Source organism: Aquisphaera insulae, assembly GCF_011064615.1.
GTDB lineage: Bacteria > Planctomycetota > Planctomycetia > Isosphaerales > Isosphaeraceae > Aquisphaera > Aquisphaera insulae.
This window is the reverse complement of the sequence record NZ_JAALJH010000037.1, coordinates 45685-71037: the sequence shown is the minus strand read 5'-3', so window position 1 is coordinate 71037 and position 25353 is coordinate 45685. Positions and strand designations below refer to the sequence as shown.

17 protein-coding genes are annotated in these 25353 nt (G+C 70.1%); 8 read left to right on the top strand and 9 right to left on the bottom strand.

All coding sequences use genetic code 11. The annotated features are described in order from the left end of the window. Positions 1 to 8 precede the first annotated feature (8 nt). From G6O54_RS19510 to G6O54_RS19495, 4 genes are all read right to left on the bottom strand, one after another. Complete coding sequence (locus G6O54_RS19510; protein ID WP_165227335.1) at positions 9 to 5990, bottom strand: hypothetical protein; 5982 nt, start codon at positions 5988 to 5990, stop codon at positions 9 to 11. A 121-nt stretch (positions 5991 to 6111) separates the two neighbouring features. Continuing rightward, on the bottom strand, positions 6112 to 9819 hold the full coding sequence (locus tag G6O54_RS19505) for a GH116 family glycosyl-hydrolase (protein WP_165227334.1): 3708 nt from the start codon (positions 9817 to 9819) through the stop codon (positions 6112 to 6114). Positions 9820 to 9947: 128 nt separating this feature from the next. Next, positions 9948 to 10337, bottom strand: coding sequence for a type II toxin-antitoxin system VapC family toxin (locus tag G6O54_RS19500; RefSeq protein WP_250846983.1), 390 nt, complete (start codon positions 10335 to 10337; stop codon positions 9948 to 9950). 5 nt (positions 10338 to 10342) lie between these two features. Then, positions 10343 to 10627 (bottom strand): hypothetical protein, encoded by a 285-nt coding sequence (locus G6O54_RS19495; protein ID WP_165227285.1) that lies wholly within the window; start codon positions 10625 to 10627, stop codon positions 10343 to 10345. Positions 10628 to 10893: 266 nt separating this feature from the next. Between G6O54_RS19495 and G6O54_RS19490 the strand changes: the two genes are divergently transcribed. From G6O54_RS19490 to G6O54_RS19475, 4 genes are all read left to right on the top strand, one after another. Further along, entirely contained in the window at positions 10894 to 11628 is a 735-nt protein-coding gene (locus tag G6O54_RS19490) for a methyltransferase domain-containing protein (protein WP_205678925.1), read from the top strand. Next, positions 11625 to 12827, top strand: coding sequence for an NAD(P)/FAD-dependent oxidoreductase (locus G6O54_RS19485; RefSeq protein WP_165227333.1), 1203 nt, complete (start codon positions 11625 to 11627; stop codon positions 12825 to 12827). Before G6O54_RS19490 ends, G6O54_RS19485 begins: the two co-directional genes overlap by 4 nt. Then, complete coding sequence (locus G6O54_RS19480) at positions 12824 to 13912, top strand: type III polyketide synthase (RefSeq protein ID WP_165227332.1); 1089 nt, start codon at positions 12824 to 12826, stop codon at positions 13910 to 13912. The genes G6O54_RS19485 and G6O54_RS19480 overlap by 4 nt, the downstream gene beginning before the upstream one ends. Positions 13913 to 14105: 193 nt before the next feature. Beyond that, complete coding sequence (locus G6O54_RS19475) at positions 14106 to 15011, top strand: SMP-30/gluconolactonase/LRE family protein (protein WP_165227331.1); 906 nt, start codon at positions 14106 to 14108, stop codon at positions 15009 to 15011. Positions 15012 to 15094: 83 nt separating this feature from the next. Here the strand turns inward: G6O54_RS19475 and G6O54_RS19470 are convergent, their stop codons facing one another. After that, positions 15095 to 16528, bottom strand: a complete 1434-nt coding sequence (locus G6O54_RS19470; protein ID WP_165227330.1) for a glycoside hydrolase family 140 protein — start codon at positions 16526 to 16528, stop codon at positions 15095 to 15097. 221 nt (positions 16529 to 16749) lie between these two features. On the opposite strand from G6O54_RS19470, the gene G6O54_RS19465 reads away from it, so the two are divergent. The 4 genes from G6O54_RS19465 to G6O54_RS19450 are packed head-to-tail and all read left to right on the top strand — an operon-like array spanning position 16750 to position 20172. Continuing rightward, on the top strand, positions 16750 to 17070 hold the full coding sequence (locus G6O54_RS19465; RefSeq protein WP_165227329.1) for an ArsR/SmtB family transcription factor: 321 nt from the start codon (positions 16750 to 16752) through the stop codon (positions 17068 to 17070). Further along, positions 17070 to 17516 carry an SRPBCC family protein gene (locus tag G6O54_RS19460; RefSeq protein WP_165227328.1) on the top strand — a complete coding sequence of 149 codons (447 nt, stop codon included), beginning with the start codon at positions 17070 to 17072 and terminating at the stop codon, positions 17514 to 17516. Before G6O54_RS19465 ends, G6O54_RS19460 begins: the two co-directional genes overlap by 1 nt. 33 nt (positions 17517 to 17549) lie before the next feature. Beyond that, complete coding sequence (locus G6O54_RS19455) at positions 17550 to 17783, top strand: hypothetical protein (protein WP_165227327.1); 234 nt, start codon at positions 17550 to 17552, stop codon at positions 17781 to 17783. A gap of 13 nt (positions 17784 to 17796) precedes the next feature. Beyond that, the gene (locus G6O54_RS19450; RefSeq protein ID WP_165227326.1) at positions 17797 to 20172 is read left to right on the top strand and encodes an ATP-binding cassette domain-containing protein; all 2376 of its coding nucleotides are present in this window, start codon (positions 17797 to 17799) and stop codon (positions 20170 to 20172) included. Positions 20173 to 20566: 394 nt separating this feature from the next. Here G6O54_RS19450 and G6O54_RS19445 read toward each other — a convergent pair whose 3' ends face one another. From G6O54_RS19445 to G6O54_RS19430, 4 genes are all read right to left on the bottom strand, one after another. Beyond that, the gene (locus G6O54_RS19445; protein WP_165227325.1) at positions 20567 to 22372 is read right to left on the bottom strand and encodes a hypothetical protein; all 1806 of its coding nucleotides are present in this window, start codon (positions 22370 to 22372) and stop codon (positions 20567 to 20569) included. A 141-nt stretch (positions 22373 to 22513) separates the two neighbouring features. Beyond that, positions 22514 to 23095, bottom strand: coding sequence for a hypothetical protein (locus tag G6O54_RS19440; RefSeq protein ID WP_205678923.1), 582 nt, complete (start codon positions 23093 to 23095; stop codon positions 22514 to 22516). Between the two features lie 24 nt (positions 23096 to 23119). Continuing rightward, the gene (locus G6O54_RS19435; RefSeq protein WP_165227324.1) at positions 23120 to 24121 is read right to left on the bottom strand and encodes an aldo/keto reductase; all 1002 of its coding nucleotides are present in this window, start codon (positions 24119 to 24121) and stop codon (positions 23120 to 23122) included. A gap of 98 nt (positions 24122 to 24219) precedes the next feature. Beyond that, positions 24220 to 25287 (bottom strand): fatty acid desaturase family protein, encoded by a 1068-nt coding sequence (locus G6O54_RS19430; protein ID WP_165227323.1) that lies wholly within the window; start codon positions 25285 to 25287, stop codon positions 24220 to 24222. Between the last annotated feature and the right edge of the window lie 66 nt (positions 25288 to 25353).

The following is a 25353-nucleotide window of genomic DNA, read 5'->3' as shown; positions in this document are numbered from 1 at the left end:
TCCGGCGCTCAGGGATTCCACCCCTTCAGCTCATCCACGACCTTGAGGATCTCCTCCCGCTTCTTCTCGAAGAGGCCGAAGAGGGCCAGGATCAGCACGCCGGCGGCAATCCCGGCCGCCCACCAGAGCCAGCTCTGCTGGAGGTCCACGGCCGCGTACCAGGTGATGGTGAAGATCGCCAGGCAGACGGCGCCGAAGCCCAGGTAGAGGAACCCGCGGACGCGGAGCCAGATGCCGGCGAAGATCCCGCCGATGCCCAGCAGCGCGAGTACGCCCGGGAGCCACGGGGCCTGGGCCACGCCGGTCAGGGCGATGTCCCCGAGCGAGGAGACGTAGATCGCCACCGCCGCCGCGTACCGGGTCGCGGCGAGCTGCGATTCGGTTAGCCTGTCCCGGTTCCAGTAGGCACCGACCACGGCGCAGAGCGCCGGCGGGATGACCCAGAGCTGCGGATGATGCATCAGGCCGAGCCCCTCCACCTGACCGAGCATCGTCCAGATCGCCGCGTTGAAGGCCAGGGCCGAGAGCGCGCTGAAGACCAGCGACGAGCGGAGTGCCGAAAGGAGTGCATACAGCCCGCCCGCCAGCGTGAAGAAGACCACCGACTGGGCGGGATCGGGCGTGCTCCAGAGCCCCTTCGCCAGCGGCAGGAACGGGAGGAAGACGCCGGTTCGCTCCAGCGGCTCGGACAACACCCTTCGACCCTGGCGGCGGAAAAGCTCGCTCAGACCGACGCCGACGAATGCGAGCCCCAGCAGGATGAGCGACATGTACCGGGCCAGGAACCCACCGAAGAGCCAGGGCATCGCCAGCTTCAGGTGGAGGACCAGGATCGCCAGCAGGGCCTCGGCCCCATAGACATACGCCGTCCGGCCGCGCTCGGTCAGCCCCAGCGGATCGCGGCCCGGGACCACGGCGGCCAGCAGGGCCGCGGCCGACGCGAGGGCAAAGGTCGCCGCCACCAGGATCACCGCCCATGCGGAGATGGCCGCCGTTTCGCCTCCCACCGCCGCGGCGACCTCGGCGCCCAGGACCACGATGAGGGCCCCCAGCGCCAGGACCAGCAGGGCAGGCACCAACCGACGCGCCGCGCTGGTCCACTCCGAAAAGCGCGGGAGGAACTTCGCCAGGCCAAGGCCATACGCAACCGCCCCGGCGACGAGCGCCGCGAAGGTCACCACCACGCGGTCGAGGCTCGCGTTGACGGATCTCGGATCGAGCCACGCCCAGCCCCAGGCCACGGCCCCCACAACCCCCAGGCCCAGCGCGACCGCCTGAAGGGCCGACCGCCGCCGGCCGTGCGCCAGCAGCCCGACCGAGAGCGTCGAGGCGAGAACGGCATCGGCGGCACACGATCGCCGGATGACGTCCGTGCTGGACAGGATCGTCCCGAAGGAGAGACCGACCACCGCGGTGATGATCGCCAGGTTCGCCATCAGCAGCGGGACCGGGCCGGCTTCCTCATCGACCGCCGGGACCTCGATGCCTAGCCGGTTCGCCAGCCCGCGGAAGAGATCGCGACGGCTCCAGAGGTAGCTCGTCAGGACGGCATACGCCGCCAGCACGATCGACCCCAGCCAGACGAGCATCTCGTCCGACAGTGGAAACGGGACGAGCACCCAGCCGACCGCGCACAAGCCCAGCAAGTAAAGCCCTCGCAGCGAGCCGCGGGCGGAACGATCCCAGAACCCCGCGGCGAAGGCCGCCGCCGTCGCCGCCAGAGCCAGACAGCCGGGCCACGCGTAAGGAGGGTGGCCAGGGCCGAGCGGCCGGGCCAGGGCGATCGTCACCCCAAGGCCCAGCGCCCCGAGCGCGAGCCACACCGCGACCCGGGCGAGCCGGCTCGGCGACGGGCTGAGCCTGCGGCCCAGCCAGATCCACAAGGGCACCGGCAACGCCAGTCCCAGCGCGTTGACGTTCAGCAAATCCACCGGAGGAACCCCATCACGCATCGAGGCCGTCCACCAGGCCGAGGCGCACCAGGCCAGGGTCATCGCCAGGTTGATCAGGACCGCCGCCGCCGCGAGATAGGGCCGCCGGAGCGTCCAGAGCGCCAGCCCCACCGCGGTCGCGACCGAAGCTGCCAGCCCGCCGAGCGTCCACCAGGGATACTGGGGCGACGACGCGACATAGCCTCGCACCGAGTAGAGCACCACGATCCCCAGCGAGAGCGTCGACCATGCCGCGACCGCCCGACGCGCCGAGGCGTCCATCGCCGGGGCCGATCGTCCGGCGCGATACCAGCCGGCCAGGAGGAGCAACAGGCCCGCCACCGCCTGGTTCGCCAGCATCTCGTGATACGTCCGCCAGTCGCCCGCATCGCCGGCCGCCCGGCCGAGAGCCAGCATCGCTCCGCCCGCGACCAGCCCCATCCCCAGGCCACCCGACCCGAGCGGACGCCCCGCGACCCGAGAGTGCACGACGACGGCCGCGACCGCCAGGCCGAAGGCAGCCCAGCCGAGCGGATCGGCCATGGCCCGGACCGCCGACGTCGGCATGGGGTCGAACCAGAGCGACGACGTCCCCAGGGCAAGCACGATCAGATTCAGCCCGGCCCCGAGCCCGACCAGCACGGTCAGCACGTCGGGAACGGCCACCGTCGACGTCGAGCCCGATCGCCGGGCCGATCCGGCCAGGACGCCCAGCCAGGCCATCGCGAACCCGGCCGCCACCGCCGCATCGACGTGCGCCAGCCTGATCACGAAGCCGCCCCCCAGGCCCATGCCGGATTCGATCCCGGCCAGCAGAAACCCGAGCGTCGCCGCGGCTTCCAGCACCAGCGCGGAGGCAAAGGCAAGCCGGCTGGATCGCTCCCGGATCGAGCACCCAAGGTGGACGATCGCCAGGAGCAACACCGGCGGCAGGTAGGAGCCCAGGCTCCCCATCCGGGCGAAGAGCGTCCCCGGCGCGGGGCCGACGACCGGAGCTCCGGCCATCGCAGCCAGGGTCGCGTATCCGAAGATCAGCAGGGCCGGTGAGAAGGCCAAACCGCGGAGGATCGACTCTCCTCCCGGCCCCACCAGCCGGGCCCGTCGATCGCGACCCCAGAGCAGCGCCGAAACCGCCAGGCCGTAGAGCGACGAGGACCATCGGAGCGCCGACGCCGCGGCCACGTCGCCTTCCCAGTTCCCCGCCAGCAACGGCGCGGCGAGCCAGCCGATGAGGATCGCCCCCATCAGGTCGGAGCGACGGCCCCGAATCGAGAACTCCGCCAGGACCATCGCCAGGGCCAGAACCAGCAAGACCCACGAGCCGGCGCCGATCGCCGGGGCATGCGGGATGCCGGGGATCTCGAACAGCACCGCCGGAGAGACCACGCGCATCCCGCCTCGCGGGCTCAGCTCCTGGAACACGCCGGGCAGCGATGCATACAGGGCCAGCCCCACGACCATCGCGATCGGCACGCCGCGGAAGACCCGGTCGAAAGCCGGCCACGCGGGATGGAGCAACGTCCGCAACCGATCGGTCTCCGGCCCACGGACCACCATCCGACGGATGGCGATCCAGCCCAGTCCCAGGACGGCCATCGCCATCCCCAGGGCCTGGACGCTCCGCGGGTCGAGCCAGCTCCATCCCCCGCGGAACCACGGCCGGCCTTCCAGCCAGCCGCCCACCACGCAGGCGACCGCCGCCGTCAGCGACGCCTGGAACGCGGCGAACGCCGCGGGCGAATCGGCCCGCCAGGCCATGGCCAACCAGACCACCGCCAGCCAGGCTGCGTGCCCGGCCAGCGATGACATCGGCGTCCACGGCAGGAGCCAGAGCCAGAGGGCCGAGGCCAGCACGACGGCCGGCAGCAGCGTCCTCTCCAGAACAGGCCCCGCGTCCCGCAGGAACCGGCTCCGCCCCCGGGCCGAATGAGCCTCGTCCCGCGCGGGCACACCGAATCGCTCCAGCCCGGCCATCGCGCCCAGCGTCAACGTCGGATGCGCCAGCAGGACATCCAGCCACGGTGCCGTCAGCCCCCATCGTTCCCGGAGCCCGAACACGAGCCCCTGTCCCAGTGCGGCGAAGCTCAAGGCCGAGCCGATCCCGGCCAGCGTGCGGACCTCGGCCAGCCCGCCGGAGGTCTCGAACAGCGGCCAGCGGCTGAACCACGCCGCGCACGCGATCGCGATGACCGCATACGCCGCGAAGACCCACGACGCCCCCGTCGGATCTCCCGCGATTCCCAGCCCGTGCCAGGCGACCAGCCCGATGCTGACCGCCGCCACCAGGCCCGCTACCAGGCCATACGCCTGCGCCACCAGGGATTTGCCACGGCGCGAGGCCGTCGCCACCACCCCCAGGCAAGCGAGCACCAGCGGCATCAGGACCAGGCCGCTCGACCGGGACAGGAGCGCGGTCAGGGCCTCGGGGGAGGTCGCCGACGACGGCAAACGCCCCGTGAGCATCAGCCAGCCCAGGAGGTAGACGACCGCCACGCACAGGCCCGCCGCCGCATGGGCCGCCGGGATCTCCAGGACGAGGGCGACCGTCAGCAGGAGCGCCGCGTTCAGCCCCGCGCCGAGCATCATCTCGGCCGGAGCCGGCCAGGGGATGACCACCGCGGCGAGCGAAACGAGCACGGCCGCCGCCGCGATCGAGGTCCCCGCCGTCCTGTAGGCCGCCAGCTCCCTGGCCGTCGCCCGCCGCCAGAGCCAGAGCCCCGTCGCCAACCCGGGGGCCGCGGCCAGGGGCAGCAGCGGCGCCAACGGCCGGAGCACCGCGGCCGCCGTCCCGCACCGCGTGATCAGCAGCCCCAGCGCCAGGACCACCGCGAAGCTCCCAAGGCCCAGCCCGCGTAGCAGCCCCTGGGCCGCGGGCTCGTCCAGGTCCGGATCACGGCGGACGGCCCGGAGCAAGCCGCCCATCGCCGCGGCCTGGGCCGCCAGGGGCAGCACGCCGAGCGCCAGCGAGGCCCCGGTCGTGCTCCCGGGCCCGGCCAGCCTGCCGATCAGGAACATCGACGCCGACGGGGCCACCACGCCCACCGCGAGCGCCCACGGGGCATGCCCGACGAGGTACCGGCCAGCCCCCAGGCAGAGCATGGCGAACAGGCCGATGACCGCGATCTCGCCGAGCCAGACGGCCGGAGATTCGGCCGTGCCCCGCGCGAACGAGGCCACGGCGAGCATGTTCAGGGGGGTCAACAGGCAGGCGATCTCCAGCAGCCCCCTCGCCGTCGTCGGCAGCCTCCAGCTCCGTTGCGCATGGAACCCGACCGCGAAGAGCGCGGCAGTCACCCCGTTGAACAGCCCGAACTTGAGCCAGGGCCGCTCCGCGATGCTCGCCCAGAAGCTGATCACCAGCGCCAGCGAGCAGCCGACGATCAGGAGGCCGCCGACGAGCTCGCCCCAGCGGATGTTCTTCTCCTCCAGGAACGCCGAGAGCAACTTCGAAAGCGGCTGCGCCGGCGGCTTCGGCGGGCGTGTAGGGGATACTTCCGCCGGCCGTTCCACCTCGCGACGGGCCATCGCCGCGGCGAAATCGCGGGCGCGGGCCGCGATCCCCTCACGGACGGTCGAAGTGGACTCGACAGACGGCCTCGCGGGCTCCGGAGCCGCCTCCCAGAAGACGATCTCCGCGGGCTCCGGTCCTGGCTTCGGCTCGGCGACTTCGGGGCGGGACGGCGCGAGCGCCTGCGGCGGCGTCTCGGCCCGGATCAGCTCGATGAGGCGATCCCGCAGGCGGACCGAGATCAGGCCCGCATCCTGATACCTCCGGACCCTCAGGCAGAGCCGGTCCAGGACGCGCCCGACGTCGGGTCGCGCCGACGGCGGCCATCCGCCCTTGCTCCAGTCGCAAAGGATGCAACGCTCGCCCCGTGGCCCCCGGACCACCGTTTCCCCGCAACGGGGGCACAGCCCAACTTCGATCGGCCCAGGTCGCGAATCCCCGTAAGACCGCGTCACCGCCAGGATCACGGCCCGGGCACCGATCCAGAGCAGGTGCCCGACCGTGGCGATCACCGCCAGAACGAACGCGATCACCAGGAAGGCCCAGATCATGGGTTGCGTCTCGCGAACTACGGACCGTCCCGATTGCTACTCCCAACCCTAGTACATGGCCGTTCCGATGGAGACCGTGCCAGCGACCGCCTCGATTGCGGTCGCCGGCACTGTGTCCGGATCAGTCCAGGTCCAGCATCGCGACGAGATCCGCCTCGGGCACCACGACCTGAGGTGTCCGGAGCACGATCCGCAGGCGATCGCCGTCCGCCCTGGCCGAGGATTCGACGGCCTTCCCGCCCAGGGTCACGGCGACGGCCTTCGGTGCTCGGGCCGGCTGGAGGAGCAGCTCCGCGACCGGAAGCCGGCCCTCGGCGACGGTCAAGGTATTGCGCTGGCTCCGTCCGTCCCGCTTCTGGAGGAGCGACCCCCACCCCTCCGGCCCGCAGAAGAACGCCTTGAAGTTCTCCGGCGTCAGCCGCGGCGCGAACGTCAGCCCGCGGGCCGGCCCGTCGTACTCGTAGCCGGAAAGCGCCAGCAGGAGCGACCACGACGACATCGCCCGCGCGTAGTGGCCGCCGCATTCGATCTCGTTCCAGGGATTGCGCGGGATCGGCGCGCGGTTGACGCCGTCGTAGCGGTCGCGGGCCCCCTTGGCAATCGACAGGCCCTCCTCGATGAGTCCTTCGTAGATCAAATGCGCGGCGACCTGGTACTCGATGCCCGTCCAGACCTCGTCGGAGTAGAGCATGACGTGGTCGGGCCGGCCTCCCTTCGGCCAGGTGCAGATGATGAGTCCCTTGTCGCCGTCGCCGGCGAACGCCCGCGGCATGTGCTTCCAGCCTGTGAGGTCGGTCTTCCAGTTGTGCCGGAAGACGGCCTTCAGGGCCGAGACGACCCGGTCCCTGGGGAAGAGGTAACCGAGTCCGAGCTGATGGGCCCACCACTGGCCGATGAGCTGGTCGCTCATGCAGCCGGGTCCGACCTCGCCCGACATCGACCTGTACTCGTCGAGCTTCTGCTCGAAGTACTCGCCGTTCCAGCAGAGCTTCTCGAGGTTCGCGGCGCCCCTGGCGCGGATCGCGGCAAACCGGGTCGCCGACGCGTCGTCGCCCACCCGCCTGGCCCATGCCTCGCCGGCGCGGAGGGCGGCCAGGTAGTAGCCGCTGATGAATGTGGTGACGCCGTGGAGGGCCTCGTCGTACGTGTTCCACTGGTCGTCCTGGAGGATGCCGTCGGGCTCGCCGTTCGATCCGGCCGCGTCGCGGGCGATCAGGTACTCGACGGCCTTCTTCACGGCCGGCCAGTACTCCTTCAGCCAGGAGTCGTCGGGATGATTGAGCGCCTCGCGATACGCCTTCAGGATGCAGCTCGCGTGACCATCGGCGAACGGACGCTCGCCGGTGGGCCTGGGCGGCGAGGGGAAATACGTGCGATTGTTGATCCCGCCATTGGGCAACTGCTGGTGGCGGAAGTCGATCCGCCGCATGTCCTTCTCCAGGTCCGGGAAGAGCCGAGCGAGGGATTGCTCGTAGCCCCAGACGTGGGTGCAGGTCGGGTCGCAGCAGCCGTTGGAGCCCTCCCAGCCGTAGACGTCCCCGCTCGCGATCCGGAAGACGATGCCGATGTGCCGGAGGATCGCCGCCTGCGAGGTCAGGCCGTCGAGCAGCCAGTAGGGCAGGGTGCTGTCGTAGAAGGTCCTGCGGAACCGCTCCGTCTTCTCGCGGTACGGGGCCAGGTTGGCCGCCGCCTCGCGGAGCACGGCCGCCGCGTCCGGGTAGGGGGTCGCATAGTGGCATCCCATCCAGGTCCCGTCACCGTTGTACTTGTTGGGATAATGCCATGTCAGGAGGAAGGGGACCTCGGCCGACTCGCCGGGCCCGATCGTCACCATGGACGCGACGGCGCCGGAGGTCGTCCGGCCGGGCGGGCTCGGAGGGGCGGGCGGGACGGAGCCGGGCCGGGGGAAGGCACCGTGCTCCGAGAAGTGGCGCCAGACCTCATCCCAGTCGTCGAACGACGGATAGACCGTGGCGTTAGGGCCGGTCGTGGCCAGCGCCACGGTGCCGAACCCGGGAGCCTTCGGCGTGACGGTCGCGGGCGCCTCGTAGGCCACGCCGATCAGCGAGCAGAGGATCGCGAAGGCCCGATGCCGGCTCGCCCGGACCTCGGCCTGTCGGCGGTCGAGGATCGGTCCCAGGACGATCACGACCTGTCCCTTGCCGAGGGGTCGGCGGAGCGTCCGGAACGGACCGGCCGTCGCCGTCGTCGTCCCCTCGCGGTCCTCGCGGCCGGCCAGCTCGACGCCCCCCTCGCGCGGCACGACGTCGCGGAACCGCGCCGGCAGCAGCTCATCCAGGAGCCGGTAGACGGCCGGATCCCCCGCGCGGTCGGCGAAGACGATCCGGTCGACGTTGATGTGTCCCCACGGCCCCTTCTGCTGGTCCACGATCTCGAAGTGCGCCGTCTTGCCGACCAGGTCGTTGACGCCCCAGAACGCCGGGGCGAGCTTCTCGTCGTCGCGGCCGGCGGCGGAGCGGACGACCTGCCCGTCCACGACCAGGCGGAGCTGCGTGGTCGGCCGGAAGCCGCCGCCGATGAGGAAGCGGATGAAGGGCCGCTCGATCGTGAAATCCCTGCTGATCAGCCGGCCGACGGTGTCGTCGCCGCCGACGAACGAGTTCACCAGCCGCTTCCCCTCGAAGCCGCTCACCGGCTGCTGACCCGGGAGCGTCCCGGCCGGCGGCACGTCGCCGAAGGCCTTGCCCTCGACCTTCCACTTGCCGTAGCCGTCCTCGAAGTCCTCGAAGACCACGTCCGGGCGGGCGTTCGCGGCGTCCACCGCCTTGCCCCCGGTAACCGCCCCCAGGGACTTCAGCAGGGGCATGTCCGAGCCCGAGAACACGAGCGTCGCGCCGGCCTCCACCGCGGCCTTCGCCGCCTCGAGCCAGGCCGTCGAGAGGTCCGCCGGCGCGTCCTCCATCCAGAGGATCGACCGGGCCGGGTCCTTGCCCGCAAGGCCCCCCTGCGGCGGCTTCTCGTGCGTCTCGACGTGCAGCCCCGCCGGCCAGTCCCGGTGCGGCTTCGTGACGTCCTTGAGATTGGCGAGGGTCGCGATCGAGACCTCGCCGTCGATCGTCGCCTCCGCGGCGGTCACCGCCCGGAAGACCAGCCCCTTCGCGCCCGGCTCGCGGACGACCTCGTTGACGTTGCCGCCGAGATTCGGATGCGAGTGCCCCTCGATCGCACCGACGGCGTCGTATCCAACCGGGTTGGTCATCAGCGCGCCCAAGGAGACGACCTGATCGGTATCGCTCGTGTTCTTCACGCGGAAGACGAAGACGGCCGCCGGGATCGACGACAGCTTCGCATCGAGCGGCGCGAACGGCGAGAAGGCGTCCAGCTCGAGCGTCACCGGCAGCTCGGGATCCTCGAAGCGGAGCGTGGCGATCGGATATTCGCCCGTCATGGCGATCTTCCGGATCCGCGTCCAGTCGCGACCGCCGCGGGTCTGGAGCAGCCGCGTCGTCTTGCCCACGCGAGCGACGAAGGCGAACGGCACCTCGCCGTCGCGGAGGGTGTTGAAGAGCTGCCAGGTGGTGAGCTGGCCGTCGGCGCCGATCTCGAAGTTGCCCGTCCCGATCCCGCCCAGGTGCATCCGCGCGCCGTCGTGCGTGGCGGAGTCATAGACGCGGCGGGCCCTCGGGTCGAGGAGCGTTTCCTTCCAGCGCGCCAGGTCCGCCGGCGCCGCCGCGAAGGCGGAGGTGGTCCCCCCGGCGGCCAGCAAGGCCCCGGCCGCCCCGATGCCGGTGATCTCGATGAACTCCCGCCTGGACACCTCGGGCCATTGCGGCCCGCACGCCCCCGCGCAATCGCACTTCCGCGTCATGACGTCTCTCCCCGGATCGTCGGGCCCGCCGGGTGGCTGATCCCGGCATGTTGCCCTCATGATAGCCGGCCCGGGGGGCTCGCGAGAGGCCCTGGCGGTCCGCAAGGGATCACGGGGACAGGGTGCCCTCAGGGCGTGAGCCAGTCCTCCAGTCGAAGGTCGGGGAGGTCCTGGAAGTGCCTCGTATTGTGGGTCACAAGGCAAAGGCCACGTGCCAGTGCCACGGCTGCGATCATCAGGTCCACAGGATTGCGCGGGCTGCCGTGACGCTTGAGCCACCCTCTCAGCCTTCCGAATTCCTCCGTGCTCGCCGCATCGAAGTCGACCAGGCCAACATCCCGTCTCAGCTCCTGAATGCCCGCAAGTATAGGATCAGGCGTATCCAGCAAATAGGCGCCGGCGTACAGCTCCCCCAGGACGATCGCAGGGATCCAGAGACGCCCCGAATACTGAACAAAACGGTGGGCCAGACCGCCGGGCCGCTTCATGTGCTCCGAACAGATATTGGTGTCGAGCAAGAAGCTCAGTCGGCTGCATCCCTGTACTGGGCCTGCTCTCGCTCCCGCTGAATCTGCGCGAAGGCCACATCGAAACCGGGAAGATCGGCGGCGATCCCAGCCGACCGAGCAATCCCTTGTCCCCACGTCGTGACGGGGGGTATCGCCGTGACCTGGACCTGGACCTGCTCACCGTCGGCGAGACCGAGTTCCTCTTCCAGCTCGATGGTCTTCCCACGGACCTTGCCTTGAAGTGTGCGGGTCATGATGGCTCTCCTATTTCTCTTTCTCCGAACGCCTTCTTCCCTCATCCTATCTCATCCCGGGTCGTCCGTCGGGACTCCCCGCGTGTGAAGAGAGATGTCTCCTGGCCCGGGCTTGCTTCTCAGCGGTCGAGTGCTGGGACACCGACCACCGGCCCCGGACCGGGGGCGAGACGGACCACCAAGCAGGTGGCCGACAGCCGCGACGGTTCCGGCCCGGATCGGTCGCGAGGGTTGCCGCAGGCAGAGGTCCTGCGGTATCGTCGAGCCCTTACGCCCTTCGCGCTTGCCCTTCCAGGATCGCATCGATCGTCGTGCCACCGAGATTCTTCACCACACTGCGACGGCGCAATCGCCGGCCGGAGCGGATGGACCAGCCCGGGCTCCCGGCGGACGAGCACGCGCGGGCCCTGGCCGGCCTGAAGCGGATCAACGCCCTGAGCCGGACCGATGCGGTCGCCTGGCGGCGGATCGAGCCGCTGGCACGCGCATTGCCTTCGGATGAGCGGCCGCTGCGGGTACTCGACGTCGCCACGGGGGGCGGAGCCCTGCCGCTGGCGATCCGGGCCCGAGCCCGGCGCGCCGGGCTCGAGGTCGCGGCCGACGGCTGCGACGTCAGCCCCCAGGCCGTCGAGATCGCCGAGGCCCTCGCCTCGGCCCGCGGGTCGACCTGCCGGTTCTTCGCGCTCGATGCCCTCAACGACCCCTTGCCCGAGGGTTACGATGTGATCACATGCTCGCTCTTCCTCCACCACCTGGACGAAACCGAGGCGGTCGGGCTGCTCGGCCGGATGGGCGCCGCGGCGCGACGGCTCGTGCTGGTCGACGACCTCATCCGGAGCTCGTGGGGCTACCTGCTGGCGGCCGCCGGCTGCCGGCTGCTGTCCCGGTCGCCGATCGTCCACGAGGACGGGCCGACGTCGGTGGCAGGGGCGTTCACTCCCGACGAGGCCCTGGACCTGGCTCGCCGCGCGGGGCTGCGCGGGGCGACGATCGACCGCCACTGGCCCCAGCGATTCCTCCTGAGCTGGAGGCGGCCGACGTCATGAGCGTCCCGACCCCGAATCCGGCCCCGACGCTGGACCTGGACGAGGCCGCCGGCCGGACCTGGGACGCGATCGTCCTGGGGGCGGGCCCCGCCGGCTCGATCGCCGCCCGGCAGCTCGCCGGCCGCGGCGTGCGGACGCTCCTGGTGGACCGCAGGACGTTCCCCCGGCCCAAGGTCTGCGGCGCGTGTCTCAACGACGCGTCGCTCCGGGAGCTGGAATCGATCGGGCTGGGGGACATCGTCCGCGGGCTCGGCGGCGGCCGGATTGAGGCGCTGGAAGTCGGGCACGAGGGCCGGACCTTGCGGCTTCGATTGCCGGGGGGGACGGCGATCTCTCGGCCGGCACTCGATGCCGCCCTCGCCGGCTCGGCCGTGGCCGTCGGCGCCGGCTTCCTTGACGGGGCGGAGGGGATCATCGGGCCGGCCGCGGCGGGAGCGCGGCGGGTGACGCTCGTCGCCGGCTCGCGCAGGGTGCAGGCCGAGGCGCGCGTCGTCCTGGTGGCGACCGGCCTGGGTCCGCCGCGGTTCGAGGAGGATGAGGGGGTCCGGAGCGTGGCATCGCCGGGCTCTCGCGTCGGCGCCGGATGCGGACTCGCGTCCTGTCCGGAATTCGGGCGAAGGGACACGATCTTCATGGCCGTGGCGAGCCGCGGCTATGTCGGCCTCGTCCGGGTCGAGGGGGGCGGGCTGAACATCGCCGCGGCCTTCGATGTGGGCCTCATCCGGGACGAGGGCGGGCCGGGGGCCGCCGCCAGGGTGGTGCTGCGCGAGGCGGGTTTCCCGATCCCCTCCGGCCTGGACGGCGCGGACTGGCGGGGGACGCCCGCGCTAACGCGACGAACCCGGCCGATCGCCGGCGAGCGATACTTCGTGCTCGGGGACGCCGCCGGCTACGTCGAACCGTTCACGGGCGAGGGCATGGCCTGGGCGATCCGATCCGGCATCGACGTCGCGCCCCTGGCGGAGATGGCGACGGCCGGCTGGAGCCCCGCGCTGTCGACGTCCTGGTGCGGCCTCCACCGGGCACGCGTCTTGCGACGACAACGGCTCTGCCGGGGCGTGGCGGCGCTCCTGAAGCGGCCATGGATGGCGCGGCTGGCCTTCGCGGTGGCGAATCATGTCCCAGCGGTCGCCGGGCTCGCGATCCGGCAGGCCGAGGGAGGCTCCGTTCCCTTGATGGATAAGCGGGTATTCCCATGAGCATGACCGTCGCGGGGATCGGCACGGCCCTGCCGCCGCACCGGATCGATCAGGCGGATGCCGCCCGGATCGCCTGGGAGTACGCCTGCGAGACGCCCTCGCAGGAGCGGCTCTTCGCCACGCTCTACCGGCGGGCCGGCGTCGAGGGCCGCGGCTGCGTGGTCCTGGATCGGTCCGACGGCCCGCTCGAGGGCCGGCAGTCCTTCTACGGCGTGAATCCGCCGACGACGCTGGAGCGGATGCTCCGCTACGAGGCCGAGGCCGGCCCGCTCGGCGTGGGGGCCTGCCGGGCCGCCTTCGAGGCCGCGGGGGTGGAGCCGGGCCGCGTGACCCACCTGGTCACGGTGTCTTGCAGCGGGTTCTATGCCCCGGGATATGACATCGCGCTCTTCAAGCAGTTGCCACTCCGGCCGGGGACGGCGCGGACCCACGTGGGCTTCATGGGGTGCCACGGCGCGCTCAACGGGATCCGGGCGGCTCGCGCCTTCGTCGACGCCGATCCCGACGCCTGCGTCCTGCTCTGCGCCCTGGAGCTCTGCAGCCTCCACCATCAATACGGATGGGACGCCGACCGGATCGTCTCCAACGCCCTCTTCGCGGACGGCGCCGCCGCGCTCGTGGCCTTGCCGGGCTCCCGGTCGGAGGGCCGTGACGGCCGGGGGCCGCTCCGCGTGGTCGCCTCGGGCTCGACGCTGATCGACGACTCGGAGGATGCCATGTCCTGGCGGATCGGCGATCACGGCTTCCGGATGACGCTCTCCTCGCGGGTCCCCGACCTGATCGGCGAGCACCTGCGGCCATGGCTCGAGGGCTGGCTGGCCGGGCAGGGGAGGGACCTCGCGTCGATCGGATCCTGGGCGGTCCATCCCGGCGGCCCGAGGATCCTGTCCGCGGTGGCGGAAGCCCTGGCGTTGCCCCCCTCATCCCTGGACGTTTCCCAGCGCGTGCTGGCCGATCATGGGAACATGTCCTCGCCGACGATCCTCTTCATCCTCGACCGCCTCGCCCGCGAGGACGCCCCTCGGCCCTGGCTGGCTCTCGCCTTCGGCCCCGGGCTGGCCGTCGAGGCCGCCCTGATCGACTGACGGACGTGTGGCCACCGCGATGCGATCCTGGCCTGGGGTGTCGCTCGGTCGCCGCGCGTCGCCCGGTCACCCGCGGGATTTCGTGCTCATTCGCGTTCGGAACGACGCCCGTCTTGTTAGCCGAGCCTTGGTGTGTCGTTCGGCATCCGAGCGCTCGCTCGACCTGGCCGTCAGCTCCCCCGGAGGCGCCTCCATGAAGCGCTTCGTCCGACTTGGCGTGTGGTTCGTGCTGGTCTTCTCTTCGATGGCCGCACGGGCCCATCCCGGTTCGGGAATCGTCGTCGATCGGTCCGGCAGGATCTACTTCGTCGATACCGGCGTCGGCGTCTGGACGATCGATACGCAAGGGAGACTTGCCCGGCACGAGGGCGAGGCCTTCCACTGGCTCGCGATCGACCGCCGCGGCGGTCTCTCCGCCCGAGACATGCCGCGTGACGCGGGGGGCGAGCTCCCGGTCATCGGCCGCGACCCGACGCTGATCCTCTCCAGCGACTTCCCGATCGCGGTCGGTCCAGACGGGGTCTTCTACTATCCCCGGGCCGTCGGCGACCGCGTCCGGATCATGCGGCTCCGCCCAGGCGAGAAGCCCGAGGTGTTCGCGATGCTCCCTCCCGTGCTCGAGGTCGATTCGTCCGGGAGGGAGAAGGCGGTCCCCTGGATCCATGGACTGGCCGCGGCGGCCGACGGGTCGCTGTACTACTCGGAGCTGGCCGCGGTCAGGAGGATCGCGCCGGATGGCAAGATTGCCGTCGTGGCCGACAAGGTCAAGGTCCCGAGCTGCGATCGCCCGCCCGCCGCCAAGGATGAACACCTTGGCCCCGCCCTGCGTGGGCTCGACGTGCGGCCCGACGGGACCGTCTTCGTCGCCGCATCGGCCTGCGGGACCGTGCTCCGGATCGCGCCGGACGGGACAACTTCCGTGGCCCTCCGCACCGAGGGCGTGTGGAGCCCCACGGCCGTCGTCCTGGCGGGCGAAGACCTCCTCGTTCTGGAGTACTGGTCCGTCAAGGCGACGACGCGCCAGGCCTGGATCCCGCGCGTGCGGAAGCTCTCCGGCGACGGCAAGGTGACGCTCCTCGCGACCGTCGAGCGTCGATGACGAAGGCTCGAGCCGCCGGACGTTCGAGACCTTCTCGAGCCCCACGCCGGCCTGGTGGAAGGTCCTGATGCCGGCCAGGAGCGTCATCGCTTCGGGGCGGGGCCGCGGCCGTCATCGACACCCGCGGGGAGTCCGTTCGCCGCGTCGTCGAGGATGAGGACCCAGTCGCCGTCGGCGCTCGGCTCGAAGTCGCGGGGACGCTTGTCGGCGATCGCGCCGATGCGGGTCGATTCGCCCGTGCGGGGGTTGAACCACCAGGCGATCGCGCGCGGGCCGGAGATCGTGCCGACGTCGAGGGTGATCTTCCGCCTGGTGGGGAGATAGGTCACGGAGAACGAGCGATCGGAGGCGATCGCGGTGACCGCGTAGTCATTGGTCGCGAAGGGGCCTCGGCCGGCGACGGCGACGGCATTGCGGGCGTCGGGGACGAGCTTCCACCAGGGCCGCGATTCGACGAACCGGCGGAGGTGCCCCAGCGAGATCGCGCCGGGCTGCTCCAGCACCCTCCGCCAGGTGGGAGGCATGTTCCAGTTCGGCGAGCCGTACGCATGGCCGCAGCCGCCACCGAGCACGCACCACCAGGCCTGCTTCCTGGCCTGGAGCGCGCTGCCCCAGTCGCTGTGCTCTCCCTCGTAGGTCGACTCTCCTAGGAGGAACGGGCGGACGGGACGCTTTGTGTACTCCGCGTGGCTGACCTCGTAAACATCCGGTTGGTTCTTGTTCCACGCCTTGTTGAAGCCGCGGAAATAGGTGTAGACCATCGACACGTCCAGCCAGCGCTCGTCCGCCGGCCAGACGTCGGTGCTGGAGTGCGACGACGAGGCGTGATAGGTGATGAGCTGATAGGGCGCCGCCTCCTTCAAGCCCAGGCCGATCTGGCGGATCTCCGCACGGGCGTTGTCCGGGTCGATGTCGCCCCCGAGGATCCACGCCACGTTCGGGAATCTGCCGTAACGCCGGCCCAGCCAGCGGCCGTATTCTCGGCACTTCGTCGGCCCGTTGGCGTTGAGCGGCTTGGGCGTCCCGTCCTTCTCCTTGCCGGCCCATCCCACCCCGCAGCAGTCCGACCACGCCGGTGCGATGGCCAGCAGCATCCCCAGCTCCCGCGCCTCCTCCACGACCCGATCCACGTGCGCGAAGTACCGCTCATTCGGCCGGCCGAGATCCTGCTCCGGCGGCCGGCCCTCGAAGGGGAGTTCCCCGTCGCGATTGGTCATGCCCAGGAATCCCGTGAGCATGACCTGGAGCGCGGTGAACCCTTGCTCCTGTCGCCTCGCCATGTACTCCTTCGCTTCGGCCTGGTTGAGCTTCAGGAAGATCATCCACGGCGTATCCGCCTGGTAGAAGAACGGCTTCCCGTGCCCGTCCACGAGGTGCCGTCGATCGTCGCTGATCCGGATCGGGAACGACCGCCCCGGCCACGCCACGGCCTCATCCCCGATGGCCTCGGACCTCGACGCGGCCAGCATCGCCCCCAGTGCCACGACCATCGCCGCCTTAGGGTACGCGCGTCTCACGTTCACGACTCCACCTCGAACGCATGCGGCGACCGCACCGTAACTGGGCCGGCCGCGTCTTCCGGCATGTTGGTCTTGGCGGGACGGGAATGCAAGCCGCCGGCCTCCCCGCTCACCTGAGGCGACCGCGGATCATCGCGGACTCGCGGCCATGCTCGACGGAGCCGCTCCACGTTGAGAGGCCGCTTGACAATTCATAGCCCGCCGGCTATGATTCTGCGATGCAAGTCGTTGCTGACGATCTCTTCCGGGCCCTCGCGGATCCGACCCGGCGCTCGATCTTCGAACATCTGATGAGCGAAGGGGAGCAGACGGTCCGCGCGCTGACGGAGCGGGCCGGGGTGTCGCAGCCGGCGGTCTCGAAGCACCTGGTGGTCCTGAAGCAGGTCCGGCTGGTCCGCGACCGGCCGGAGGGACGGCAGACGTACTATCGGGCGGATCGGGAAGGGCTGGCGCCCTTGATCGACTGGATCGATCATTACGCGTCCTTCTGGAAGGGCCGCATCGATCGGCTGGGGAAGTTGCTGGAGGAGATGGACTGATGGCCTCCGCCCACGAGGGAGCACGATCGGGCACGGGATCCTTGTCGCTCGAGTTCGACCTTGTTCATCCGCCGGAGAAGGTGTGGCGGGCCCTCACCGACCCCGCCTTGCTGGCGGAGTGGCTCCTGCCCGCCATCGGCTTCCGGCTCGAGCCGGGGGCGGCGTTCTCGCTGCAGGCGCCGCCGCAGCCCGGGTGGGACGGCATCGTGAGTTGCCGGGTGCTCGAGGTCGATGAGCCCAGGACCCTCCGCTACGGATGGGTCGTGGGCGACATGGAGCTCGACACGGTCGTGACCTTCACGCTGGCGCCCAGCGCGTCCGGCACGCGGCTGTCGGTGGTGCATTCGGGCTTCGGCCCGGACCAGAAGCAGAACCTCGGCGGTGCCCGCTACGGGTGGCAGATGATGGGGAGAAGGCTCGTCGATCTGCTGGCCCGGATGTCGTGATCCGGCGAGAACATTCCTTTCAGGGAGGATGTCTTGAACATAAACGAATGGATTCGGCAGGCCCACCGCTGGGTGTCCATCGCCTTCACGGCGGGAGTCATCCTGAACATCGTCGTCATGGCGAAGGGGCCGCCGCCGCCCTGGGTCGGCCTCATGGCGCTGATCCCGCTCTTGCTGCTGCTGATCACCGGCCTGTACCTGTTCGTGCTGCCCTATACCGCCCGGAGGCGCAGCGTCGGACGGGCAGACTCCACACGCGCTCGCTGAGAGGGACACGAACATGGCAACCAAAGGGCCGCACCCCGCGGACAGCCACGACATGATCCGCGTCCGCGGCGCGCGGGAGAACAACCTCAAGGACGTCAGCGTCGAGATCCCCAAGCGCCGGCTCACCGTGTTCACGGGCGTGTCGGGATCGGGCAAGTCCTCGCTGGTCTTCGGGACGATCGCGGCGGAGTCGCAGCGATTGATCAACGAGACCTACAGCGCGTTCGTGCAGGGGTTCATGCCGACGCTGGCCCGGCCGGAGGTGGACGTCCTCGAAGGGCTGACAACCGCGATCCTCGTCGATCAGGAGCGGATGGGGGCCAACGCCCGATCGACGGTCGGCACGGTCACGGACGCCAACGCGATGCTCCGGGTCCTGTTCAGCCGTCTCGGCGTGCCGCACATCGGCCCGTCCAATGCCTTCTCCTTCAACGTCCCGTCGGTCCGCGGCGTCGGGGCGGTGACGATCGAGAAGGCCGACGGCAAGAAGGTCGAGAAGAAGTCCTTCACCGTCAACGGCGGCATGTGCCCGCGATGCGAGGGCATGGGCATGGTCAATGACATCGACCTGTCCCAACTGTTCGACGACGGCAAGTCGCTCAACGAAGGCGCGCTCACGATCCCCGGCTACACACCCGACGGCTGGCAGGTCCGCATCTTCGCGGCCGCCGGCCTGGACCCGAACAAGCCGATCCGCAAGTACACCAAGCAGGAGCGGCAGAGGTTCCTCTACCAGGAGCCCACCAAGGTCAAGTTCGAGAACATCAACCTGAGCTACGAGGGCCTGATCTCGAAGATCCAGAAATCGTTCCTGTCCAAGGACGTGGATGCGATGCAGCCGCACGTCCGGGCGTTCGTGGAGCGGGCGGTCACGTTCACGGCCTGCCCCGACTGCGGCGGCACGCGGCTCAGCGAGGCGGCGCGGTCCTCGAAGATCAAGGGGATCCACATCGCCGAGGCCTGCGCGATGCAGATCAACGACCTGGCCGGCTGGGTCCGCGGGCTCGACGAGCCATCGGTCGCGCCGTTGCTGAAGGCGCTGGGGCACACGCTGGACTCGTTCGTGGAGATCGGCCTGGGATACCTGAGCCTGGACCGGCCGTCCGGGACGCTCTCGGGGGGCGAGGCCCAGCGGACGAAGATGGTCCGCCATCTCGGGTCGTCGCTCACCGATGCGACGTACGTCTTCGACGAGCCGACGATCGGGCTGCATCCGCACGACATCCGGAGGATGAACGAGCTGCTGCTGCGGCTCCGCGACAAGGGGAACACGGTCCTGGTGGTCGAGCACAAGCCGGAGATGATCGCGATCGCCGACCACGTCGTGGACCTGGGCCCGGGGGCCGGGACCGCCGGCGGCGAGGTGGTCTTCGAAGGGACGGTGCAGGGGCTGCGGGCCAGCGGCACGCTCACGGGGCGGCACCTGAGCGACCGGGCCGCGCTCAAGCCCGCGGTGAGGAAATCCACCGGCGTGATGGAGGTGCGCGGGGCGCGGTCCCACAACCTGCAGGGCGTGGACGTGGACATCCCGCTCGGGGTCCTCGTGGTGGTGACCGGCGTGGCCGGCTCGGGCAAGAGTTCGCTGATCCACGGATCGGTGAGCGGACGGCCCGGGGTGGTCTCGGTCGATCAGGCGCCGATCCGGGGCTCGCGGCGGAGCAACCCGGCGACGTACACCGACCTGCTGGAGCCGATCCGCAAGGCGTTCGCCAAGGCCAACGGCGTGAAGCCCGCCCTCTTCAGCGCCAACTCCGAGGGGGCCTGCCCGACCTGCAACGGCGCGGGGGTGATCTACACGGACCTCGGCATGATGGCCGGCGTGGCCAGCCCCTGCGAGGACTGCGAGGGCCGGCGGTTCCAGGCCGCGGTGCTGGAGTACCGCCTCGGCGGGCTGAACATCGCGGAGGTGCTCGACATGCCGGTCGAGCCCGCGGTCGGCTTCTTCGGGGCCGGCGCGGCGAAGACGCCGGCCGCGCACGCGATCCTCAAGCGGCTGGCCGACGTGGGGCTCGGCTACGTCCGCCTCGGCCAGCCGCTGACGACGCTCTCCGGGGGCGAGCGGCAGCGCCTCAAGCTGGCGACCGAGATGGGGGCCGAGGGGGGGATCTATGTCCTCGACGAGCCAACGATCGGCCTCCACCTGGCGGACCTCGCGCAGTTGCTCGGGCTCCTCGACCGGCTGGTGGATGCGGGCAAGTCGGTGATCGTGATCGAGCATCACCAGGCGGTGATGGCGCACGCCGACTGGATCATCGACCTCGGCCCCGGCGCCGGCCACGACGGCGGCCGGATCGTCTTCGAGGGCACGCCCGCGGATCTCGTCGCGGCGAAATCCACCCTGACCGGCCGGCACCTGGCGGAGTTCGTGGGGGCGGCTGAATCCAGATGAGCCGTGGAGGACACGCTCGACGCGATCGCTCGTCGAATCAGGGCATTCGAAGGACGCGGCAACTCTCCTCGTAGACCGCATCGAGATCCAGAGGGACCGCAAGGTCGTCTGCCAGCCAGAGGGGGAGCGTCGGGAGCGGAAAGGGGCTGATGATCTCGATGGCGGCCACCAGGCGACGTCCGTATCTCGTGTCGTAGATTCCTACTTGACGATGATGGCCGGCCACGCCCCGTGCATTTCATCCCAGGATCGCTCATCGTCGAGGGGGGGACGAAAATGGTCGCGGAGTGGCATGGCGGTGCTCCAGATCACTCTTGGATCGTCGGGGCCTTCGCCGTCCTTCCGGACATTCCATCCCGGAAGAGCTGCCCGGCGATACGAAGGGCGACCTCACTCACCGCTCGACGAAGGTGGCGTGCCAGGCCATGTCGAGCTCCGCGGGCGGCATGCAGGAAAACGGGTCGCACGCCTGGAAGCCCAGGGTGCAGGCCCCGTCGAGAGGGCCGGAATATCTGTTCTTGCCGACGCGGAGGCGGCGGCGGAACTCGATCGTGCCTGTATAGGTGAGCCGACCCTCGTTGCCGGGGATCGGCTCCGGGCCGGTCCATTCGCCGGCCGGCTCAACGTCGAAAGGCATGGAGATGGCCAGGCTCGTGGCGACCTCGGGGCCTCGCGAGCCCTTCATGGCCGCGATGTGCCAGCCGTCCTTGATCTCGACGCGGACCGTCAGCGTGAACTCCTCGCCGGGCCGGAGCTTCGCGGGCGAGCACTCGGCGCGGGCCGCGACCCGGGCGGGCTTCGGCGGCGGCACGGTCAGGGGCGACTGCTCGAAACGTCTGGGCGGCGTCAGTCCCTCGGGGGCGACCAGGAATTTGTATCCGCCCGCCTCGGTGAAGAAGATCCGCGGCCGGCCGGCGTCGAGCCAGGACCGCCAGCCCTTCGGGTCCGGAAACCGATCGTTCGTGTAGCGTTCGAGGATCCGCCGGGCGCGGTCGGCCTGGTCCCCGCGCTCGAGGCGGGCGACGCAGGCTTCCAGCAGGCCGACGTCGTGGTTCGAGAGCCCCAGGGCCTTCACGTCCTCGTCGATGGCCGCCTCGATGATCCCGTCGTGGTCGGGACCGGGCATGAGCCACTCGTAGTTCTCGCGAACCCAGGCGGCGGGGGCCTTCGGGTCGGATTCGGCCTGCTTCGACACCGCCTGGGGGAAGGCCCTGCCGGTGATCACGACGTCGAATCGCCTCTGCTCCTCCAGTCGCTCCTCGGAGTGGGCGGCGAGTGCCGGATTGGACCGTCGGTAGGCGTCTCGATCCATGGCCGTGGCGACGTGCTGAGCGAGCATCAGGGTCCATGCCCTGCTGAAGGCCGTCTCGACCTTGCGGACGAAGGGCTTCTGTCCCTCAAACTTGCGGATGTAGCAGACGGCGTTGAGGAAGCAGCGCCTGGCCTCCGGGGTCAGATCGGCGGGCGCCGCATAGAATCCCCAGAGGAGGAAGTTCCCCTGGCGGGCGATCGCGGCCGAGTCGGGGCCCTTCGAGCTGAGGCCGGCGGAGATCACCTCGGCGTCGGGCGAATCGGCGAACGTAAGCCCCTCGGCGATCAGCCCGGCGTCGATCGCGGGGAAGGTTCGAGTCTGGACCTTCCACGCCCGAATCGTCGCGCCGATCGGCTCGCCCAGGCTGAGCGAAGGATACTGTGCGGGGGTGGGAAACGCCGTGAAGGTCGGGTTCACGTCCAGGGGCGTGTGGAAGATCTCGTGCCCCAGGGCCAGGCCGTGGGCGGCCTCGAAGAGGCAGAGGCAATGCCAGTCGATCTTGAGCTTCCGCGACTTGATGACCCGCTGCCCCGCGCCGCCGATCAGGATCGTCGGCCTTGCGTAGTCGTCCGGGAGCTTCGGAACGGCCGGGTTGGGCAGGCTCGGTGGGTTCGGGTCGAGCTTGCCGGATGCATCGGTGCGATAGAGGCTGGTCCAGTCGAAGATGACCACATCGAATCCGTCGGCCATCTTCGGCTCGAAGGTCCGGTAATCGACGGTTTTCACCTCGCGGAAGGTCTGGCGGAGGAAGGCGGCGAAGTCCTTCTCGCGGTCGCTGCCCGGGTTGCCGGCGTAGACGACGCGGATCGCGAATGGATCATCGGCCGAGGCTTGGGAGGCGATCATCGGGAAGAGGATCAGGATCAGCAAGCCTCGCGCGAGTCGCATCGTCACGGACTCCGTATCGGGGATTCATCCCGGGCGGATGCGTCGACGGGGCGATCTCGTCGCCCCGGGGGATTCACCTTCGACGGTTCAATTTGACAAGTGTCGACGTTCATAAACAATGGATAAGTCCGCCGCGACCGTTCAAGCCGTCCCCCGGCCCTCGGGCGCGGGCAGTTCGCCAACCGCCGGCCGCTCGCGCGTGAGCGTATCGGACTCGAGGCGGTGGATGGTCACCCCGGCATCCTTCATGAACCCCTTCAGGAACTTGTAGTAGCCCTGCGGAGACATCTCCTTCCATCGCCAGATGTCGAGTGAATTGAGGATCGTCCGCAGGATCCCGATCAGGTCGTCCTTCGGGGGCAGGGCCTTCGTCTCGGAGTAGACCTGCCAGTTTCGGCGGATTCTCTCGCGGATGAAGTCCTCCGCATCCACTTCGTCCTCGTCCGGATCCTCGGGATCGGGGAGCGGCGACAGCGTGCCATCGCGCAACTGGATGATCATGCGCTCGATCGCCGACTGGACGTCGTTGTCGGTCAGGTCGGGGTCGAGCATCACGTACGACTCGTAGATGCCGACCTCGGTGCGGAGCATCACCGGCACCAGCTCGGCGGTCCGGTACTTGTTGCCGGAGTAGGCGAGCGACTCCTGCGGGCGGGATCGCTCGGCCCGCTTCTTGAGCTTCGCCTTGCGCTTCTGGTCGCGGCTGAGGTTCTTCTTCGCCATCGAGCACGTTCCTTTCTCCGGGAGTTATCGTCCGACCGGCCGGCGGGGCAGGCTCCACAAGGCGGCGTCGAAGGCGGCCTTCGTCTCGTCGTCGAGGATCAGGTCGGCGGCGGGGAGGGTGGCGTCGAGCTGCTCCGGGCGGCTGGCGCCGACGATGGCCGAGGTGATGCCGGGCTGGGCGAGGACCCAGGCGACGCTCGCCGTCGCGACGTCGAGGCCGCGGGCGTCGCAGGACGCCTTGAGCTCGGCGACGGCCTTGAACTGGGCGGCGTGCCAGTACCGCTCGCGGTAGAGCTCGCCGGCGGAGCCCATGGTGAATCGCGTGCCGGGCTCCGGCGGGGCGTCGGCCCGATGCTTGCCGGTGAGCAGGCCGCCGGCGAGCGGGTTGTAGCCGATCACGCCCAGGCCCTGGTCGCGGCAGAGCGGGAGCAGCTCCGGCTCGATGTCGCGGACGAGGGCGTTGTACCTCGGCTGCACGCAGTCGTATCGCGCCAGGCCGTCCCGCTCGCTGACGCCGAGCGCCAGGGCGAGCTGCCAGGCCGGATAGTTCGAGCAGCCGACGTAGAGCACCTTGCCGGCCCGGACCAGGTCGTCGAAGGCCCGCAGGGTCTCCTCGATGGGGGTCTCGGGGTCGGGGGAATGGGCCTGGTAGAGGTCGATGCGGTCGGTCCCGAGGCGCCTCAGGCTCTTCTCGCAGGAGGCGACGATGTGCCGCCGCGAAAGCCCCTGATCATTGGGGCCGTGGCCGACGCGGATCCGGCACTTGGTCGCGACGACGAGCTCGTCGCGACGCCCCGGCGAAGCGGCCAGCCAGCGGCCGACGACCTCCTCCGTGAGCCCGGCAGTCTCCGGCGCGACGGGGAGCGGATAGCAGTCCGCCGTGTCCAGGAAGGTCACGCCGGCTCCGTACGCCTTCTCGAGGATCCGGAACGACGTCGGCTCGTCACACTGGCCGGCGAAGGTCATCGTCCCCAGGCAGATGTTCGAGACCTTCAATCCCGTCCGTCCGAGTCGTCGCTGCTGCATGGCTGGCTTGCTCCCGGGTCGCCCCGGCGCGGGCCGGGAGATCTCCCCACCATAGCAAGATCGGCCGCGGCCGCGATACCGGGTCCGCGGCGTCGCGATCAGGCGGGGGCGGCCTCTGCGGACCCCGACAGTACGTCCAGGATCGTCGGCCCGGGCATGCCCGGGCGGCGGAAGAAGTAGCCGTGGCAGGCGATCGCCTGCTCGCGATAGGGCGGATACCGGAGCAGGACCTCGTGGGCCGCTTTCAGGTTGTAGTGCGGCATCAGGCCGAAGACGTGGTGGGTCAGGTGGTAGTCCTGGCCGTACGGGAAGATCGCCCAGCGGACGATCGGCGCGCAGAAGAAGTTCCGGGAGTGGCGGAACTCGCCGCCCTCGGGCGCGTTGCTGTGGTGGGCTATCTCCCGGAGCTGCATGAACGTCGCATAAAACGTGACCAGGGGAGCGACCCAGAAGAGGAGGAAGATCGGCCACGAGCCGGTCAGGTGCACCGCGGTCAGCACGGGGAGCCAGAACGAGCCCCGCAGGCAGCGGCCGACGCGGAACCGGTAGACGCCCCGGGGCTCCTTGAAGCCGGCGGTGACGTTGGCGTTCTTCGCCTGCCCGGCGAGGTAGGTCCAGAGCGACGGCAGCCAGAACGAGCCCAGCACGTACCGATACCAGAACGTCCGCTTGCTCATCGGGAACGGATAGCGGTCCTCGTCGAAATGGAGCCGGGAGATGTCCGGATCCTTCGCCGGGTCGTTGAGGAACTGGTGATGGGCCAAGTGCGTCACCCGGAACCGCTGGGTCATCCCCATGATCGGGAACATGCAGAACAGGTCCGACGCGAGCTCGTTGGCCAGCCGATTGCGGAAGAGGGCGTAATGGCTCCCTTCATGCCCGAGTCCGGAGAGCCTGTGCTGGAAGGCCGCCACGACCGCCATCCCGAGGGCGCAAAGGGGCCCGAACGCCGCCGTCGGGATCGCGCCCGCCGACCAGGACCGGTAGAGCCAGCCGCACGCGGCCAGGGTCGCCGCCAGGCCCAGGTATTCGCCCAGGATGTAGGGGACGTTCGTGATGTCGTCCGCCCGGAGGAGCGGGATCAGTCGGTGGTGGACCTCGTCCCAGGTCAGGTCCCCGGCATCCGGTTGCGGATTCTTGAGCGAGGTCGAGAACGCGGCCGACATGAAAAGGCCTCACGGGGGCGACGGGGGCGGGCCGAATCCGTGGGGACGGGCCATGCGGGTAAGATC

What these genes read in the sequence shown, in the direction of transcription:
- G6O54_RS19485 (WP_165227333.1), top strand. Translation starts at nt 11,625, where the DNA reads ATGAGCGTCCCGACCCCGAATCCGGCCCCGACGCTGGACCTGGACGAG.
- G6O54_RS19475 (WP_165227331.1), top strand. Translation starts at nt 14,106, where the DNA reads ATGAAGCGCTTCGTCCGACTTGGCGTGTGGTTCGTGCTGGTCTTCTCT.
- G6O54_RS19480 (WP_165227332.1), top strand. Translation starts at nt 12,824, where the DNA reads ATGAGCATGACCGTCGCGGGGATCGGCACGGCCCTGCCGCCGCACCGG.
- G6O54_RS19465 (WP_165227329.1), top strand. Translation starts at nt 16,750, where the DNA reads ATGCAAGTCGTTGCTGACGATCTCTTCCGGGCCCTCGCGGATCCGACC.
- G6O54_RS19430 (WP_165227323.1), bottom strand. Translation starts at nt 25,287, where the DNA reads ATGTCGGCCGCGTTCTCGACCTCGCTCAAGAATCCGCAACCGGATGCC.
- G6O54_RS19505 (WP_165227334.1), bottom strand. Translation starts at nt 9,819, where the DNA reads ATGACGCGGAAGTGCGATTGCGCGGGGGCGTGCGGGCCGCAATGGCCC.
- G6O54_RS19440 (WP_205678923.1), bottom strand. Translation starts at nt 23,095, where the DNA reads ATGGCGAAGAAGAACCTCAGCCGCGACCAGAAGCGCAAGGCGAAGCTC.
- G6O54_RS19435 (WP_165227324.1), bottom strand. Translation starts at nt 24,121, where the DNA reads ATGCAGCAGCGACGACTCGGACGGACGGGATTGAAGGTCTCGAACATC.
- G6O54_RS19510 (WP_165227335.1), bottom strand. Translation starts at nt 5,990, where the DNA reads ATGATCTGGGCCTTCCTGGTGATCGCGTTCGTTCTGGCGGTGATCGCC.
- G6O54_RS19445 (WP_165227325.1), bottom strand. Translation starts at nt 22,372, where the DNA reads ATGCGACTCGCGCGAGGCTTGCTGATCCTGATCCTCTTCCCGATGATC.
- G6O54_RS19450 (WP_165227326.1), top strand. Translation starts at nt 17,797, where the DNA reads ATGGCAACCAAAGGGCCGCACCCCGCGGACAGCCACGACATGATCCGC.
- G6O54_RS19460 (WP_165227328.1), top strand. Translation starts at nt 17,070, where the DNA reads ATGGCCTCCGCCCACGAGGGAGCACGATCGGGCACGGGATCCTTGTCG.
- G6O54_RS19495 (WP_165227285.1), bottom strand. Translation starts at nt 10,627, where the DNA reads ATGAGGGAAGAAGGCGTTCGGAGAAAGAGAAATAGGAGAGCCATCATG.